Raw genomic sequence first — 17,175 nt, forward strand, 5'->3', positions numbered from 1 at the left:
CATGTCCTTCCGGTGGGCTTTGTGGGTCAGACTTTACTACAATAAATTCCGTGATAAATAGTCCGCTCGGCCCTCAGCCCACGTCGCCCAGTCCCGCGACCCCGCTCTCGGGTGCGCGCGCCGCGATCCTGGACGTCCTGCGGGGAAAGGAAGGGCCGAGCACGGTCGAGGCGCTCGCCCGCGAGATGGGACAGCACCCCAACACCGTGAGGGAGCACCTCGAGGCCCTCGTGGGCGCGGGCCTCGCCGAACTCGCGGACGGACCCCTGCTGGGGGAGGTCCGTCCGGCGCGGCGAGGGCGCCCCTCGAAGCGCTACCGCGCCGTCGAGCAGGCCGGCGGATCTCTGGGGTACGCGGAGCTCGCGGGAGCGCTCGCCGCGGAGCTCGCGCGCCTCGCGCCGGATCCGCGTGCTGCCGGGGCGGAGGCGGGCCGCGGCTGGGCCCGCCAGGCCCTCGGCCCGGCCCCGGTGCGCGTCACCGCCTCCGACGCACGACGCCGCGTGCTCGCCGAACTCGTTGAGCTCGGCTTCGGCATCGAAGCGGTGCCGTCGCGGACCCGCCGGGCTGACACTGGTGCTCCGGGCGGCTCCGGCGGCGAGGCTAGCACCTGCGGCGAGGCCGATACCGGCCTTCCGGCCAATACCGCGTCTGGGTCCGACACCGAGGTCGAGGCCGAGGCGGCAGCGACCGTGCGACTCGTGCGGTGTCCGCTCCTCTCCGCGGCGAAGGACCAGCCTGGCGTCGTGTGTTCGGTCCATGCCGGGCTCGTCGAGGAGTCCCTGCGGCTTCTGGGCCACGACGATCTCGGCTCGCGCCTCGAGCCGTTCGCCGAACCCGGAGCGTGCCTGCTCACGATCGGCCGTCCATGAGCCCCAACCCGGCGCCCAAGGTCGCCACGACCATCTGGCCGCGTGCGCTGCTCCTCGCGCTCGGCGCGGCATCCCTCTTGGCGGGCCTCGACGCGGCGCTGGTCCTGCTCGGCGTCGCCGCGCCCGTTGGCGGTGGCACAGCACCGGTGCTGCCGCCCTCGCACGGGATCCTCATGGTGTTCGGATTCGTGGGCACACTCATCGCCCTCGAGCGGGCCGTCGCCCTGCGCCGTGTGTGGGGGTACTCCGCTCCGGCGCTCCTGGGTATCGGGTCCCTCGCCCAGCTGGTGCCCGTGCTCGGTGCCGGGACCGCGTGGGTGCCGCGCGCCGTCGTGCTTGCCGGGGCGGTCATGTTCGCCGTGGTCTACGTGCCGCTGTGGCGCCGCCAGCGCGACCCCGCGGTGCTCGTCCAGGCGCTCGGCGCCGTCGCGGCGGCCGGCGGCGCCGGTCTCTTGGCGGCCGGGGTGAGTGTGGCCGCCGTCGTGCCGTGGTTCGCTGCGTTCCTCCTGGCCACGATCGCGGGGGAGCGGCTCGAGCTCGCCCGGCTGAGGATCCGCGGACGCTGGGCGGAGCCGCTGCTCGTCAGCGCGTGCGCCGCGATCGTGGCGTTTGGCCCCGTGACCCTGCTCTGGCCCGCCGTGGGGTATCCGCTCTTCGGGCTGGCACTGCTCGGCCTCGCCGCGTGGCTCGTCACGTACGACGTCGCGCGGGCCACCATCCGCTCGCCGGGCCTGCCGCGCTTCGTAGCCGCGTGCCTGCTGGCCGGCTACGCGTGGCTCGGCGTGGCCGCGGGGGTATGCCTCTTGACGCCCGGCGCCCCCTCGGGGGCCGCCTACGACGCGTTCCTCCACGCGATGTTCCTGGGCTTCGTCATGTCCATGATCATGGCCCACGCGCCCGTGATCCTGCCCGCCGTCCTGCGCCGGCCCCTGCCCTACCTCTCCGCGATGTGGGTCCCGGCCGCGCTCCTGCACGCCACCCTCGTGCTGCGCCTCGCGACTGGTGACGCGCGGGGGGACATCGTGGCGTGGCAGTGGGGCGGCATGGGCAATGTCGCGGCCGTGCTCGCCTTCGTGGCGCTCGCGGCGTATGCGGCGGCCACCGGGCGGCGCGCCCCCGCCGGCCGCGCCACCAAGGGACCCATACCCAGGAGCCGAGCTGGGGAGCCCGCGACGGGTCGAACACATCAGGAGGGCGCAGCATGATGCCGTCCCTTCCCCCCAAGGGGTTGAAGCCCGCCAGCGGATCGGGTCCGGCCGGGCGTCCCGGCACCGGCCGGGCATGGTGGCACCGGTGGGCGAACGCCCCGACGCTCGCGTGGCTGCTGGCCATCGCCGTGCTTGCGGGCATCCACCGCGGCATCCCGGCGTCCGGATGGCTCCTGACCCACCTCGCCTTCCTGGGTGCCGCGACCAACGCGATCGTCGTCTACTCGTGGCACTTCGCCGAGGCCCTCCTGCGCCTGCCCGTGCCGTCACGCCGCGCTGTTGCGGTCCGGATAGTGCTCCTGAATGCAGGCGCCACGGCGGCGATGGCCGGCGTCGTGTCCGGGTTCTGGCCGGCCTCGGTCACCGGTGCCGCGGCGGTGGGGCTGGCCGCGGGATGGCATGGTGTCGCCCTGCTCGTGCGGGTCCGCCGTGCACTGCCCTCGAGGTTCGCGTCGACGCTGCGGTACTACCTCGCGGCGTGCGCCCTCCTTCCGTTCGGGGCGGCGGCCGGAGCCGTGCTCGCCCTCCCCGGCGCGGACGACGGCGAGCTCCACGCCCGCCTCCTTCTCGCCCACGAGTCGGTCAACGTGCTCGGCTGGGTGGGACTGAGTGTGCTGGGAACCCTCGTGACCCTCCTGCCCACCATGCTGCGCACCCGCGCCGACGATGCCGCCGAGCCCACAGCGCGCCGCGCGCTGTGGTTCCTCCTGGCCGGCGTCCTCGGCGCAGCGGCCGGCGCGCTCGCGGGGCAGCGCCTCGTCGTGGCGGCCGGACTCCTGGCGTACTTGATCGGCGTCCTGGTCTCCGCGGTCCCCCTCGCCCGCGCGGTCCGCAGCAAGCCCCCCGTAGCCTTCGCGCCGCTCTCCGCGGTCGCGTCGCTCCTCTGGCTCATCGGGGCGCTCTCATGGCTCCTGTGGATCACCGCCGCGGCTCCCGACTGGGACGCCCTCCACCTGGCTCTGGCCGACCTCACCCCCGCGCTCGCCGCCGGCTTCGCGGCCCAGGTGCTCCTCGGCGCGCTCTCGTACCTGCTGCCGGTGGTCTTCGGGGGTGGCCCGTCCGTGGTGCGGCGGCGCACGGAGATGCTTGACGCTGGCGCGTGGCTCCGCGTGGTCCTCGCCAACGGCGCGCTCGCGCTCTACCTGCTCCCCGTGCCCAGCGCCGTGCGGGTCGCCGCGGCCGTGGCCGGGCTCCTCGCCCTCATCGCGTTCGTGTGGCTTGCCCTCAGGGCGTTCCTGACCCGGCCCCGTGCGGAGGACCAGGAGCGGCACCCCGCTGGCTCGGGTCCCATCGCCGTGGGCGCTACGGTGCGCAGCAGGCTCGGGTCGGGCGCGGTGGGGCTGGCCGTGCTCCTCGCGGCAGTCGTGGCCGGCGTTGCGGCGGATCCGTCCGTGATTCCGGCCGCGGCCGGTGGCTCGCCCGCGGCCGCGGCGGGTGCGGTCGGAGCGAAAGGAGGCGGCGGCGTCGTGCCTACCGGGCACACCACCACCGTGGAGGTGGTGATGTCCGGGATGCGCTTCGTGCCGGACAACGTGAGCGTGCCGGTCGGGGACAGGCTCGTCATCAGCCTGACCAACAAGGACCAGACCCCACACGATCTCGTGCTCGCGACGGGCCAGGACTCCTCCCGCGTGTACCCCGGCCAGAACGGCAGGCTCGACGCCGGCGTGATGGGCGCGTCCGTGGACGGCTGGTGCTCGGTGGTGGGGCACAAGCAGATGGGCATGGTGTTCCGCGTCAACGTCACCGGCGCCCAGGGAGGCGCCGCCCCCAGCACTCCTCAGGCGATGGACATGCCGGGCATGCAGCACGCGGCTACTGCGTCGCCCGGCGCCCCGGCCAACGCCTCGACGGCCCCGCACACCCCGTACCCCGCAGACCTCCCGGCCGTGCCCGCCGGCACCACCCATAAGGTGACGCTCACTGTGCGGGACACGGTCGCCGAGGTGGCGCCCGGTGTCACCCAGACCCTCTGGACCTACAACGGCACCGCGCCGGGCCCCGTACTGCACGGGCGCGTGGGGGACACCTTCGAGGTCACGCTCGTCAACGACGCCTCCACTGGGCATTCGATCGACTTCCACGCCGGGACCATCGCCCCGGACGGGCCCATGCGGACCATCGACCCGGGCCAGCAGCTCACCTACACCTTCACGGCCGCTCAGCCGGGGATCTGGATGTACCACTGCTCCACGATGCCCATGTCCCTGCATATTGCGAACGGGATGTTCGGCGCCGTCGTGATCGATCCGCCAGACGCGCCGCCGGTCGACCATGAGTTCGTGCTCGTCCAGAGCGAGCAGTACCGCGGCGCAGCAGCCAGCGGGGTCCCCGGGATCGCCGGCCTTGACGCGGTCTCGGCGAAGATCACTGCGGGCACCCCGGACGCAGTCGTGTTCAACGGCTACCCGAACCAGTACGACGCCGCGCCGCTCGCCGTGCGCGCGGGCGATCGGGTGCGGGTGTGGGTGCTCGATGCGGGCCCCGACCGGGCGACGTCGTTCCACGTGGTCGGCGCGCAGTTCGGCGCCGTGTGGTCCGAGGGCGCCTACCGCCTCGCCCTTGGGGCCGGTGGAGCACAGTCCGGGGCGTCCCAGGCGATGGACCTCGCCCCGGCGCAGGGCGGCTTCGTCGACCTGACGTTCCCCGAGGCGGGCAACTACCCGTTCGTGAGCCACTACATGGTGGACGCCGAACGCGGCGCGCACGGCGTCTTCGCCGTTGCTGCCGCGAGGTGAGTGTCCTGCGCGCACGGCGTGTGCGCCGTCACTCCAGCGATCGGGGAGTTGCAGTGCTGGGATACATTGGTAGCTGACTTTCCCTGCCCTGGAGCCTGATCGGCTCAGCTTCGAGAAACGGATGCCCGTGGTCCTGCGACTCTCCACCCTGTTCCTGCGTACCCTCCGCGAGGATCCCGCCGATGCAGAGGTCGCGAGCCACAGGCTCCTCGTCCGCGCCGGCTACATCCGGCGCGCCGCACCTGGCATCTACACGTGGCTGCCGCTCGGCCTCGCGGTCCTGCGGAAGGTCGAGCAGATCATCCGCGAGGAGATGGCCGGGATCGGCGCGCAGGAGGTCCACTTCCCGGCCCTGCTGCCGAAGGAGCCCTACGAGGCCACGAATCGCTGGACGGAGTACGGCGAAGGCATCTTCCGCCTCAAGGACCGCAAGGAGGCAGACTACCTCCTTGCCCCGACGCACGAGGAGATGTTCACGCTCCTCGTGAAGGACCTGTACTCCTCCTACAAGGACCTTCCGCTCTCGCTGTACCAGATCCAGAACAAGTACCGCGATGAGGCCCGCCCCCGGGCCGGCCTCCTCCGCGGCCGCGAGTTCATCATGAAGGACTCGTACTCGTTCGACGTCGACGACGCAGGCCTGGACGCCAGCTATGCGAAGCACCGCGAGGCATACGTGAAGATCTTCGCGCGCCTCGGCCTCGAGGTCGTGGCCGTGAAGGCGACCGCTGGCGCGATGGGCGGGTCCAAGAGCGAGGAGTTCCTCCACCCGACCGAGATCGGCGAGGACACGTTCGTCCGCTCGCCCGGCGGCTACTCGGCCAACGTCGAAGCCGTCTCGACGGTCGTCCCCGACGAGATCGACTTCGCCGGTGCCCCCGCGGCGCAGGTGCTCGACACACCGGACACCCCGACCATCGACTCGCTCGTCGCTGCCTCGCAGACCATCTTCCCCAACCCCGAGCGCGAGTGGACCGGCGCGGACACGCTCAAGAACGTGGTCCTCGCGGTCACGCTGCCCACCGGCGAGTCCCAGCTCGTGGTCATCGGCCTCCCGGGCGACCGAGCCGTGGACCTCAAGCGTGTCGAGGCCAACATCGGGGCGTTCCTCCCCGTGGCGGGCGAGATCGGCATCGAGGCCGCGAACGATGAGCAGCTCAAGAAGCAGCCGCTCATCGTCAAGGGCTACCTCGGCCCCGGCCTCGACCGCGATGAGGCTCTCCTCGGCCTCGAGGGCAAGACCAAGATCCTCTACCTCGTGGACCCTCGCGTGGTCTCCGGCACCCGCTGGATCACCGGCGCGAACGAGCAGGGCAAGCACGTCTACGGTCTCGTGGCCGGCCGCGACTTCGGCTGGGACGGCGTCATCGAGTGCACCGAGGTCCGAGCCGGCGACCCGGCCCCGGACGGCTCCGGCCCGCTCGAGACGGCGCGAGGCATCGAGATGGGACACATCTTCCAGCTCGGCCGCAAGTACGCCGAGGCCCTCGAGCTCAAGGTCCTCAACGAGAATGGCAAGCAGGTCACGGTCACGATGGGCTCGTACGGCATCGGCGTGACCCGCGCCGTCGCGGCCCTTGCCGAGTCCAACCACGACGACCGCGGCCTCATCTGGCCGCGCTCCGTGGCCCCGGCGGACGTGCACGTCGTGGCCGTCGGCCGCGGCGAGGAGATCTTCGCCGAGGCCGAACGCATCACGGCCGAATTCGAGGCCCGCGGTCTCACCGTCATGCTCGACGACCGGCCGAAGGTCTCTCCGGGAGTCAAGTTCGGCGACGCCGAGCTCATCGGCGTGCCGACCATCGTCGCCGTCGGCAAGGGATTCGCCACTGGCACCCTCGAGGTCAAGGACCGGCGCTCCGGCACCGCGGAGGACGTCCCCGTCGCCGAGGTCGTGGATCGCATCGTCGCACAGGCCAGCGGCAAGGCCAGCGGAAGCCCCGCTGAAGCAGCCAGTGCTGTGGTGCGCGAGACGGCCGCGGCCGACGTCGACTAGCGCGTCGGCGTGCTCAGCGGCTTCGAGGCACTCGATCCGCTCACCCTTGCGCTGATTCTCGTCGCGGGCTTTGCGGCCGGGTGGGTCGACGCCGTCGTGGGCGGCGGCGGACTCATCCAGCTGCCCGCGCTCCTCGCGGTGCCCGGCATCGCGCCCGTCCAGGCCCTCGCGACGAACAAGATGGGCTCGGTCTTCGGCACGACGACGAGCGCGGTCACCTACGCGCGTCGCGTCCGGCCAGACCTGCGCACGGCCATCCCGATGGCGCTCGTCGCGCTCGCCGGCGCGTTCGGCGGGGCGGCAGTGGCCACGGTGCTGCCCGGCCGGATGTTCAAGCCGATCATCCTGGCCGCGATCATCGCCGTTGCGCTCTTCACCGCCCTCAAGCCGCAGATGGGCCAGTACACGCAGCTGCGGCTCAAGGGCCGCAGGCACCTCGCTGCCGCCTGCGGGCTGGGGCTCGCGATCGGGTTCTATGACGGCCTCATTGGCCCGGGCACGGGATCGTTCCTTGTCATCGCCCTTGTCTCCGGGATGGGGTACGCATTCCTCGAGGCGAGCGCGAAGGCCAAGATCGTCAACATGGCCACCAACATCGGCGCGATCGTGCTCTTCGCCGTGTTCGCGCCGGGAGGGACGCTCCTCTGGGGCCTCGGCCTGGCTCTGGGCGCCGCGAATATGTGCGGTGGGTACCTCGGCGCACGCATGGCGGTAGCACGGGGCAACACGTTCATCCGGTGGGTCTTCCTCGCCGTGGTTGCGGCCCTAGCGGTCAAGCTCGGGATCGACGTCTGGAACGAGAACTTCGCTTAGCGCAGGACTTTCGGGACGGGGGAGCCGGGCTTATCCTGCCCGCATGCTGCGCCCCGAAGACTACGACGAACCTCTCGCACGCGCCGCCACGCACGCCCGGAAGTGGCTGGCCAGTGTGCCCGAGCGCCATGTCGCGCCGAGGACGACGGCGGATTCGCTCGCCGAGGCGTTCGGTGGCGCCCTGCCCGAGGCAGGCCTCGCCCCGGCGGCGACCGTGGACCTCTTGGCGTCAGCTGCCGAGCCGGGCCTCACGGCCATGGCCTCTGGTCGGTTCTACGGATTCGTGATCGGTGGCACCCTCCCTGCGGCCATGGCCGCCGACTGGCTCGTGAGCGCGTGGGACCAGAACACGGGCCTGCGGTTCGCCACGCCCGGCGTCGTCGCCGCCGAGGAGGCCGCCAGCCGGTGGGTGCTGGACCTCCTCGGGCTCCCGGCGGGCGCGGACGTCGGCTTCGCGACCGGGGCGAGCATGGCCAACTTCAGCGGGCTCGCCGCTGCTCGGTGGAGAGTCCTCGAGCGGGCCGGGTGGGACGTCAACGCGAACGGCCTGACCGGTGCTCCGCGGATCCGCGTCTTCGTCGGGGCGCAGCGGCACGACACCGTCGACATGGGGCTGAGGCTGCTCGGGCTCGGCGCGCCGATCACGGTGGACGTCGACAGCCAGGGGCGCATCCTGCCCGACGCGCTCGGAGACGCGCTTGCGCACGGTCCAGCGGGTGACGGACCGGCGATCGTGTGCCTCCAGGCGGGGAACGTGCACTCCGGTGCGTTCGACCCCTTCTCGGAGTCCATCGCCGCGGCTCGCGAACACGGCGCATGGGTCCACGTCGACGGGGCCTTCGGGCTGTGGGCCGCCGCATCGCCGGCTACCCGGCACCTCATGGCCGGAGCGGAGCAGGCCGACTCGTGGGGCACCGACGCCCATAAGAACCTCAACGTCCCGTACGACTGCGGGATCGTTGTCTGCCGCGACGTCCCGGCCCTCCGAACGGCGCTCGGGATGCACGGCGACTACCTCATCCACGACCCGCTCGGGGACCACGGTGCCGGGGATCCGTTCGAGAAGGTGCCCGAGCTGTCGCGGCGTGCCCGCGGTGTGCCGGTCTGGGCAGCTCTGAGGTCCCTCGGCCGGACCGGAGTCGACCATCTCGTGTCCGGGCTCGTGGCCAACGCCAGCGAACTGGCCCGGCGCATCGGGGCGCTGCCCGGCGCCGAGGTGCTCAACGACGTCGTGTTCAGCCAGGTGTGCCTCGCATTCGGCTCAGACGCGCGCACAGAGGCGGTCGCGGACTGGCTCGCCGCGGACGGGCGCGTGTGGATGACCGGCTCGCGCTGGCACGATCGCACGGTGCTCCGGATCTCGGTGGCCAACTGGTCCACCGACGCGCGCGACATCGAGGTGAGCGTCGCCGCGGTGCGTGCTGCCCTGGAGGCAACAGAGGGCCTCTGACTGACGGGACGAGTCCCGCCGGGGTCACGCGATGCCTGTAGTCCCGAGCAGGCTGCCGAGTCCGAAGGTCGCGGCGAGGGCTATCGCTCCACCGATGACGACCCGGAATGACGCACGGCCCCGCGAGCCGCCGCCGATCCAGGCGCCGACCCACCCGGTGATGGCGAGCGCGATCAGCACGATGACGAACGTCAGCGGGACCCTGAAGCTGGCCGGCGCGAGGAGGATCGTGAGCATCGGCAAGATGGAGCCAATGAGGAACGAGACGGCCGACGCGAAGGCAGCGTGCCACGGGCTCACGATTTCTTCGGGGTCGATGCCGAGCTCGATGTCGAGGTGCGCCCGGAGCGGGTCGTTCTCGGTGAGTTCCTTCGCCACCGTCCGCGCTGTCTCCTCGGAGAGGCCCTTGTGCGTGTACAGGCCCACGAGCTCCTCGAACTCCTCGGCCGGCTGCTCGCGGAGCTCGCGGGTTTCCTTCGCGATGAGGTCCTTCTGGCTGTCGCTCTGGCTGCTGACGGAGACGTACTCGCCGAGCGCCATAGAGATGGCACCGCCGACGACGGCGGCCAGGCCCGCGGCGAGGATCGGGCCGTTGTTCGTGGTCACGCCCGCGACGCCGACGACGACGGCCGCGACGGACACGATGCCGTCGTTCGCGCCGAGGACGCCCGCCCGGAGCCAGTTGAGCTTGGCCGCCAGATCGGTGCCCTGGGGCTCGGGGTGGAGTTGCGTGGCTGAATCGCTGCTCATGAAATCACTCTGGCACGCAGATGCGCCGCCATGCCAGCTAAGCAAGCCTTTCCTTAGGCCCAGATCAGCGCCCGTCAGCACCTGTCAGTGCCGATAAGTGCCGGTAAGTGCCGGTCAGCGGCCGGGGCTCGGCGCCGCGGACGTGGCGGAAGCGGCCCGCGTGGCGGCGCTGCCCAACGCCTCGGCCTCAGCCCGGCCGCCGGCGTGCCCCGGGAAGGCCGATGCCGCGAGCGTGGACTGCGCCCCCACCGCATCGGCGCGGCGCGCCGCCCCGAGCAGGCCCTCGGCCGCCGTGGTGCGGAAGTCAGGGGTGCTGGCACCTACGAGACCGGACCACGCCGCGGCGACCGACTGCTCGAGGGCCGCGAGCTGGGCCGGGGTGCCCGCGTCGGCTGCAAGGCCGAAGCCGGCGTCCGGCGCGGGCAGGGCCGCACACGCGCGCTCGGCCAGCACGACCAGTGAGCGGAGCTGCGCCTGGTGCAGGCCCGCCGCAGCCAGATTGGACGTGCGGGCGGCCGCCTCAGTTCGGGCGGCCAGCACTGTGTACGTCCAAACGGCGGCCTGCTCCGCCTGCTCCACCGCCACGAAGGCCGACTGTCCGTTTGCCGCTCCCTCCGACGGGGCCTGCGACAGTGACTGCGTCGCGGGAAGCGCAGAGTTCGTGGCCGACGGTGACTGCGATGGCGACCGCGGCTGTGACGGCGACATTGACTGCGGCTGCGATGCCGGCGCCGAGCACGCGCTCGGGCCCCCCGACGAGGTGGCCGGGCCGGCGGATGCTGTGCTGGGGGTGGAAGACCCGGTGCTCTGACCGGCCGAGGGCGGGGTTGCGGTGGGTTCAGGAGCCGTCAGCGTGGGGGCGGGAGTTGGTGCCCCTGCCGCATGGGCGTAGCGGGCGGCCTCGAGCGCCTGGCCGGCCGCGACAGATGCGAGAAGGGCTGCCGTCGGCCCGTCGACCGAGCGGAGGTCCGACGCGCGTGCAGCCGCGCTCGCGGAGAGCCCGGTGATCACGAGGGCGGGGGAATCCTGGACACCGGACGACGACTCCGAGGAAGGGCTTGAGACAGCGCCCTGGGACGGGCTCGTTGACGGGCTCGTTGACGTGCTCCGTGAGGGGAGCGAGGCCGCGAGAACGCCCGCCTGGAGGTCTAGGACGTCAGCCGCGTGCAGCGCGCCCCGCCGCGCGGCGTCGTCAGGCACGGTCGGGGAGCGGGCGAGGAGGCGAGCCATCGCAGCAAGGCGAGCGGCGTCGTCGTGCGCCCGTGTCATCGCGGCCGCGCTCGCGGTAGGCGGCGTTGCCGGTGGGGGAGGCGCTGCGACAAGGGAGGCCCCTGCCCCGATCACAGCGGCGGCGCCGAGGGCAACTGCCCACACCCACGGCCGCACGCGGCGGGCCGATTCCTGCCGCGCTGCGCTTGCATCGGGGCGCGCAGGGTCAGGGGAGGGCGGGGTGGTGGAATTCACGGTCTCGATGATGCCACGGACCCGGCTCAGTCCCGCGCCCGAGGCCGCGACCGGATAGTCTAGGTAGACAATTGAGCAAAAGGAGGCGGACTCCCATGTCCGAGCCGGATCTGCCCTCGCAGGCCACCCCGACCCAGGCTGGGCTGGACCCGCACGCGGGCGGAGAGGAGGCACGCCTCTCTGCGCTCCTCGAGCCGACGGTCCAGGCACGCCGCCTCGTCCTCGAAGCCGTTACGGTAAAGGCCGCGGGGAAGCACCGCACGGTCCACGTCGTCGTCGACCTCACGGATGACCAGACCGGCGGCGTCGGCCTCGATGTCATCGCCGAGCTCTCGCGCGAACTCTCGGATGTCATGGATGCTGATCCGCGCGGACAGAGGCAGCCTTACAACCTTGAGGTCTCTTCGCCCGGCGTTGCCCGGCCGCTGACCGAGGTCCGCCATTGGCGCCGGGCCCGAGGGCGGCTCGTGAAGGTCAACGTGATCGGCGGCGAGAACGTGACCGGCAGGCTCCAGGAGGTGACGGACGGCGGGATCGTCGTCATACCGGACCTGCCTGCCAAGAAGGGCGTCAAGCCGAAGTCGGGCGAACCCGTCGAGCTTCCGTTTGAACAGATCCGCAGCGGCAGGGTCGAGATCGAGTTCACCCATCTCGACGACGTCGATCTGGACACAGACCTGGACGTCGAAGATCCGAGCCTGGAAGACCACCAGGACACCGACAACGCCGAGGAGGCCTAGTGGACATCGACATGAGCGCGCTGCGCCTGCTGGAGCGAGAGCGGGACATCCCCGTCGAGAAGCTCATTCCGACGATCGAGCAGGCGCTTCTGCTTGCCTACCACAAGTCGCCGGGTGCGATTGAGCACGCCCGCGCCGAGGTGGACCGCAAGAGCGGCCACGTGACGATCTGGGCGGTGGAGGAGGACGACGACGGCAACGCGGTCGGCGAGTTCGACGATACCCCTGCGGGCTTCGGCCGGATTGCGGCCACCACCGCCCGTCAGGTCATCCTCCAGCGGCTGCGCGACGTCGAGGACGACAACGTGCTGGGCGAGTTCAAGGGCCGCGAAGGTGAGCTCGTGGCCGGCCTCATCCAGCAGGGCCACAATCCCAGCATGGTCCAGGTGAACCTCGGCACCGTCGAGGCCGTTCTCCCGCCGCCGGAGCAGGTGCCCGGCGAGAAGTACCTGCACGGGTCGCGGATCAGGGCCTACGTCGTAGACGTCCACCGAGGCATGAAAGGCCCCTCCATCACGCTCTCGCGTTCGCACCCGGGGCTCGTGAAGAAGCTGTTCGAGCTTGAGGTCCCCGAGATCGCAGACCACAGCGTGGAGATCGTCGCAATAGCGCGTGAAGCAGGGCACCGGACCAAGATCGCGGTCCGCGCCCTCGTGCCAGGCGTCAACGCCAAGGGCGCGTGCATCGGGGAGATGGGCTCGCGGGTCCGCGCGGTCATGACAGAGCTCAACGACGAGAAGATCGACATCGTCGACTTCAACGACTCTCCGGCGGCGTTCATCGCGAACGCCCTCTCGCCGTCGAAGGTCACGAGCGTGACGATCGTCGATGAGGCGACCCGTTCGGCCCGCGTGCTCGTCCCCGACTACCAGCTCTCGCTCGCGATCGGCAAGGAGGGCCAGAACGCCCGCCTCGCTGCGAAGCTCACCGGCTGGCGTATCGACATCGGATCCGACGCTCACGCCTGAGCGGACCCCGGGCCCGCATTCCGGGATCCTTCGGCCAAGGGTCTAGAATAGATGAGTCTGGGCCTGCGCCCGGCGGCAGGGTTGGGCGTATCAAGCGCCGATCCCGCACGATGTGAGAGAGCAGAGATGACGCAGACACACGGTCAGCCTCTGCGAACCTGCATCGGATGCCGCCGCACCGCGGCCCAGTCGGAACTGCTCCGGCTGGTGGCGGATCCCACCGACGCCCTGCGCGTCATCGTGGATCCCCGCCGCCGACTGCCCGGTCGCGGTGCTTGGCTGCATCCCGATCAGGTATGCCTGAAGCAAGCCGTCAAGCGGCGTGCTTTCCACCGTGCTTTCCGTAGCCCGGTGGATGCGCGCAGCGTCGATGACTACTTCGGCACTTCCGTCCCGGCTCCCGTCGGGACGGACACTGACCTTCCTGAGGTCCATGTTGAAAGCGGGTCAGAAATCTGATGGATACCCGATGAGTCCCCAATCGATGAGTGCGTAGCAATGAACTTCTCGTTGCGCACCGCCGACGGCTCCTCGAGGCGCGCCCGCGCTGAGGGAGCCCGCAGCAAGCATTAGACGGTCCGTGCCTGGCTCGGTGCGGACCGAGACAGGAGAAATGTGGCCAAGGTCCGCGTACACGAGCTCGCCAAGGAGCTCGGTATCACCTCCAAGGACGCCGTTGCCAAGCTCGCAGAGCTCGGCGAATTCGTGCGTTCTGCGTCCTCGACGATCGAGGCGCCCGTCGTGAAGAAGCTTCGCGACGCCTACCCCGCCGACGGCGGAAAGTCGGGTGCGAAGGCAAGCGATAGGCCTGCCCGACCCGCCTCCCGGCCCTCCGCTGCGGCACCGACCCCCGGTCCCGCGCGTCCAGCACCGGCCCCTGCGCCCGCACCGGCTCCGGCAGCGAAGGCCGAGACGCCTGCTCCCGCACGCCCGGCTCCGCAGCGTCCCGCCGCCGCTCCGCGTCCCACGGCCGAGCAGACGCGTACCACGCCCCAGGCGGGCTCCGAGGCTCCCCGCCCGGCCGCTCGCCCCGCAGAAGGCTCGCCGTCGCCGCGTCCCGCCTCGGGTGCGCGCCCCGGCGCGACTCCAGGCCCGCGGCCCAGCGGACCGCGCCCCGGCAACAACCCGTTCTCGTCCTCTCAGGGCATGCAGCGCTCCGGCCGTGACAGTGAGCGCGCGCCCCGTCCGGGGAACAACCCGTTCGCGTCCTCCCAGGGCATGCCCCGTCCGGGTGGCGGACGTGACGGTGACCGCCCCGGTGGTCCGCGTCCGGCCGCTCCCCGCCCTGCAGGCGGCACGGCAGGCATCCCGCGCCCGGGGGCCCCGCGTCCGGGCGCACCTCGCCCTGGCGCTCCCCGCCCTGGCGCTCCCCGTCCGGGCGGACCCCGCCCGGGTGCTCCGCGTCCCGGCGGCGGCCCGGGCGGCGCACGCCCGAACCCCGGCATGATGCCTCCCCGCACGGATCGTCCGCAGCCCGGTGGCGCCCGCCCCGCGGGCACTGGCGGTCGCGGTCCGGGCCGTCCGGGCGGCGCGCCCGGTACGGGTGGAGGCGCTCCCGCTGGGGGCGGCTTCGGCAAGGGCGGCCGCGGACGCGGCGGCACGCAGGGAGCCTTCGGCAAGGGCGGCGCCGGCCGCGGCAAGCAGCGCAAGTCGAAGCGCGCGAAGCGCCAGGAACTGGAGCAGATGAGCGCACCGTCGCTCGGCGGCGTCTCGGTGCCCCGCGGCGACGGCTCCACGATTGTGCGCCTGCGCCGTGGCTCCTCGATCACAGACTTCGCCGAGAAGATCGATGCGAACCCCGCCTCGCTCGTGACGGTGCTGTTCCACCTCGGTGAGATGGCCACCGCCACCCAGTCCCTCGACGAGGAAACCTTCTCGGTGCTCGGCGCGGAACTCGGCTACAAGATCCAGGTCGTCTCGCCGGAGGACGAGGAGCGCGAGCTGCTCGAGTCCTTCGACATCGACCTCGAGGCCGAGCTGGATGCGGAGACCGACGAGGACCTCGAGAAGCGCCCGGCCGTTGTGACCGTCATGGGCCACGTCGACCACGGCAAGACCCGCCTCCTCGACGCCATCCGCAACACCAATGTGGTGGAGGGCGAGCACGGCGGCATCACGCAGCACATCGGTGCGTACCAGATCGCGTTCGAGCATGACGGCCAGGAGCGCAAGCTGACGTTCATCGACACCCCGGGCCACGAGGCGTTCACCGCCATGCGTGCCCGTGGTGCGCAGGTCACCGACATCGCGGTCCTCGTGGTCGCGGCGGATGACGGCGTGATGCCCCAGACCGTCGAGGCGCTCAACCACGCCCAGGCGGCCGGCGTGCCGATCGTGGTGGCGGTGAACAAGATCGACAAGGAGGGCGCGAACCCGGAGAAGATCCGCGGTCAGCTCACCGAGTACGGCCTCGTTCCCGAGGAATACGGTGGCGACACGATGTTCGTGGATGTCTCGGCCCGCCAGAGCCTGAACATCGACGAGCTGCTCTCCGCGGTCCTCCTCACGGCAGACGCTGCGCTCGACCTCCGCGCGAACCCGAACAAGGACGCGCGCGGTGTGGCCATCGAGGCCAACCTCGACAAGGGCCGCGGCGCCGTGGCGACCGTGCTCGTCCAGTCCGGAACGCTCCACGTCGGCGACAACATGGTTGCAGGCACTGCCCACGGCCGTGTCCGCGCGATGTTCGACGAGGACGGCGAGTCCGTCGAGACCGCGACGCCGTCGCGACCGGTCCAGGTCCTGGGCCTGTCCTCGGTGCCGCGTGCAGGCGACACGTTCCTCGTGACCGAGGATGAGCGCACGGCACGCCAGATCGCTGAGAAGCGTGAGGCGGCCGACCGCAACGCGCAGCTGGCCAAGCGCCGCAAGCGCATCAGCCTGGAGGACTTCGACCAGGCAGTGGCCGAGGGCAAGATCGACACCCTCAACCTCATCCTCAAGGGCGATGTGTCGGGTGCCGTCGAAGCACTCGAGGACTCGCTGCTCAAGATCGATGTGGGCGAGGACGTCCAGCTCCGTGTCATCCACCGCGGCGTCGGCGCGATCACCCAGAACGACGTCAACCTCGCAACGGTGGACAACGCGATCATCATCGGCTTCAATGTCAAGCCGGCCGAACGCGTCGCCGATCTCGCGGACCGCGAGGGCGTGGACATGCGCTTCTACTCGGTCATCTACGCGGCGATCGATGACATCGAGCTCGCGCTCAAGGGCATGCTCAAGCCGGAGTACGAGGAGGTCCAGCTCGGCACCGCAGAGGTCCGGGAGATCTTCAAGTCCTCCAAGTTCGGCAACATCGCCGGCTCGATCGTCCGCAGCGGCCTCATCCGCCGCAATGCGAAGGCCCGCGTGCTGCGCAACGGCACGGTGGTCGGCGACAAGCTCACCATCGAGTCGCTCAAGCGGTTCAAGGATGATGCGACCGAGGTCCGAGAGGGCTTCGAGTGCGGTATCGGGCTCGGGTCGTTCAACGACCTCCAGCTCGAGGACATCATCGAGACGTTCGAGATGCGCGAGAAGCCGCGCGTCTGAGCCTGAGTGGGCGAAGGGGGGCCCCGGGAAACCGGGGCCCCCTTCCTCCGCCTTCGGACCGGCTGACCAGCCGCTCCCGGTCCACGACGTATGAAGGAGAGACCCATGGCCGACCCGGCCCGTGCTGCGCGACTCGCGCAGCGGATCAAGGTGCTCGTCGCCGAGGCGCTGCGCAAGGCCGTCAAGGACGAGCGCGCCGAGGCGATCACCATCACCGACGCCCGCGTCACCAATGACCTCCAGCACGCCACGGTCTACTACACCGTGCTCGGCGACTCTGCCGCCGCCGAGGGCGCTCAGGACGTGCTCGAGGCCAAGAAGGGCGTGCTCCGCCGCGAGGTGGGGCGCAACCTGACGATCCGGCTCACGCCGACGCTCGAGTTCGTCGCGGATGAGATCCCCGTCAACGCCTCGCACCTCGAGGACCTGCTGCGGCAGGCCAAGGAGCGGGATGCCGAGGTGGCCCGTCTCGCCGAGGGTGCGCGGCACGCAGGCGACGCCGACCCGTACCGCCAGGACTCGGCGTCGGACGAGGCCTCGGCTGACGCGGACTACGACGGCGAGGACGAGTCGGACAGCGTGGAGCTCCACGAGGACTGACATCGAGTTCACCTCGACTCGACGAGGAAGGGCGGGGGGGCCCCC

13 protein-coding genes are annotated in these 17,175 nt (G+C 71.3%); 11 read left to right on the forward strand and 2 right to left on the reverse strand.

Features of this window, described 5'->3' with window-relative positions; translation table 11 throughout:
* Nucleotides 1-50 precede the first annotated feature (50 nt).
* From RBS60_RS09765 to RBS60_RS09790, 6 genes are all read left to right on the forward strand, one after another.
* Nucleotides 51-869, forward strand: a complete 819-nt coding sequence (locus RBS60_RS09765; protein WP_307957355.1) for a helix-turn-helix domain-containing protein — start codon at nucleotides 51-53, stop codon at nucleotides 867-869.
* Entirely contained in the window at nucleotides 866-2,074 is a 1,209-nt protein-coding gene (locus tag RBS60_RS09770; protein WP_307957356.1) for a hypothetical protein, read from the forward strand. Before RBS60_RS09765 ends, RBS60_RS09770 begins: the two co-directional genes overlap by 4 nt.
* The gene (locus RBS60_RS09775) at nucleotides 2,071-4,815 is read left to right on the forward strand and encodes a multicopper oxidase domain-containing protein (RefSeq protein ID WP_307957357.1); all 2,745 of its coding nucleotides are present in this window, start codon (nucleotides 2,071-2,073) and stop codon (nucleotides 4,813-4,815) included. Before RBS60_RS09770 ends, RBS60_RS09775 begins: the two co-directional genes overlap by 4 nt.
* A gap of 127 nt (nucleotides 4,816-4,942) precedes the next feature.
* A complete protein-coding gene (locus RBS60_RS09780) occupies nucleotides 4,943-6,811 on the forward strand; it encodes a proline--tRNA ligase (RefSeq protein WP_307957358.1) in 1,869 nt (622 codons plus the stop codon).
* 9 nt (nucleotides 6,812-6,820) lie between these two features.
* The gene (locus RBS60_RS09785; protein ID WP_307957359.1) at nucleotides 6,821-7,624 is read left to right on the forward strand and encodes a TSUP family transporter; all 804 of its coding nucleotides are present in this window, start codon (nucleotides 6,821-6,823) and stop codon (nucleotides 7,622-7,624) included.
* 43 nt (nucleotides 7,625-7,667) lie between these two features.
* The gene (locus RBS60_RS09790; protein ID WP_307957360.1) at nucleotides 7,668-9,074 is read left to right on the forward strand and encodes a pyridoxal-dependent decarboxylase; all 1,407 of its coding nucleotides are present in this window, start codon (nucleotides 7,668-7,670) and stop codon (nucleotides 9,072-9,074) included.
* Between the two features lie 24 nt (nucleotides 9,075-9,098).
* Here RBS60_RS09790 and RBS60_RS09795 read toward each other — a convergent pair whose 3' ends face one another.
* Nucleotides 9,099-9,824: a VIT family protein gene (locus RBS60_RS09795; RefSeq protein WP_307957361.1), complete on the reverse strand. Its 726-nt coding sequence runs from the start codon at nucleotides 9,822-9,824 to the stop codon at nucleotides 9,099-9,101.
* Between the two features lie 114 nt (nucleotides 9,825-9,938).
* Complete coding sequence (locus RBS60_RS09800; RefSeq protein WP_307957362.1) at nucleotides 9,939-11,288, reverse strand: DUF4439 domain-containing protein; 1,350 nt, start codon at nucleotides 11,286-11,288, stop codon at nucleotides 9,939-9,941.
* Nucleotides 11,289-11,383: 95 nt separating this feature from the next.
* On the opposite strand from RBS60_RS09800, the gene rimP reads away from it, so the two are divergent.
* From rimP to rbfA, 5 genes are all read left to right on the forward strand, one after another.
* Entirely contained in the window at nucleotides 11,384-12,028 is a 645-nt protein-coding gene (gene rimP, locus RBS60_RS09805) for a ribosome maturation factor RimP (RefSeq protein WP_307957363.1), read from the forward strand.
* Nucleotides 12,028-12,996 carry a transcription termination factor NusA gene (gene nusA / locus RBS60_RS09810; RefSeq protein WP_307957364.1) on the forward strand — a complete coding sequence of 323 codons (969 nt, stop codon included), beginning with the start codon at nucleotides 12,028-12,030 and terminating at the stop codon, nucleotides 12,994-12,996. The genes rimP and nusA overlap by 1 nt, the downstream gene beginning before the upstream one ends.
* 126 nt (nucleotides 12,997-13,122) lie before the next feature.
* Nucleotides 13,123-13,455, forward strand: a complete 333-nt coding sequence (locus RBS60_RS09815) for a YlxR family protein (RefSeq protein WP_307957365.1) — start codon at nucleotides 13,123-13,125, stop codon at nucleotides 13,453-13,455.
* Between the two features lie 156 nt (nucleotides 13,456-13,611).
* Entirely contained in the window at nucleotides 13,612-16,530 is a 2,919-nt protein-coding gene (gene infB, locus RBS60_RS09820) for a translation initiation factor IF-2 (protein WP_307957366.1), read from the forward strand.
* 105 nt (nucleotides 16,531-16,635) lie between these two features.
* Complete coding sequence (gene rbfA / locus RBS60_RS09825; RefSeq protein WP_307957367.1) at nucleotides 16,636-17,130, forward strand: 30S ribosome-binding factor RbfA; 495 nt, start codon at nucleotides 16,636-16,638, stop codon at nucleotides 17,128-17,130.
* The last annotated feature ends 45 nt before the right edge of the window (nucleotides 17,131-17,175 follow it).

This window comes from Sinomonas sp. ASV486 (assembly GCF_030908215.1).
GTDB lineage: Bacteria > Actinomycetota > Actinomycetes > Actinomycetales > Micrococcaceae > Sinomonas > Sinomonas puerhi.

What these genes read in the sequence shown, in the direction of transcription:
- RBS60_RS09795 (WP_307957361.1), bottom strand. Translation starts at nt 9,824, where the DNA reads ATGAGCAGCGATTCAGCCACGCAACTCCACCCCGAGCCCCAGGGCACC.
- RBS60_RS09775 (WP_307957357.1), top strand. Translation starts at nt 2,071, where the DNA reads ATGATGCCGTCCCTTCCCCCCAAGGGGTTGAAGCCCGCCAGCGGATCG.
- rimP (WP_307957363.1), top strand. Translation starts at nt 11,384, where the DNA reads ATGTCCGAGCCGGATCTGCCCTCGCAGGCCACCCCGACCCAGGCTGGG.
- rbfA (WP_307957367.1), top strand. Translation starts at nt 16,636, where the DNA reads ATGGCCGACCCGGCCCGTGCTGCGCGACTCGCGCAGCGGATCAAGGTG.
- RBS60_RS09770 (WP_307957356.1), top strand. Translation starts at nt 866, where the DNA reads ATGAGCCCCAACCCGGCGCCCAAGGTCGCCACGACCATCTGGCCGCGT.
- RBS60_RS09790 (WP_307957360.1), top strand. Translation starts at nt 7,668, where the DNA reads ATGCTGCGCCCCGAAGACTACGACGAACCTCTCGCACGCGCCGCCACG.
- RBS60_RS09815 (WP_307957365.1), top strand. Translation starts at nt 13,123, where the DNA reads ATGACGCAGACACACGGTCAGCCTCTGCGAACCTGCATCGGATGCCGC.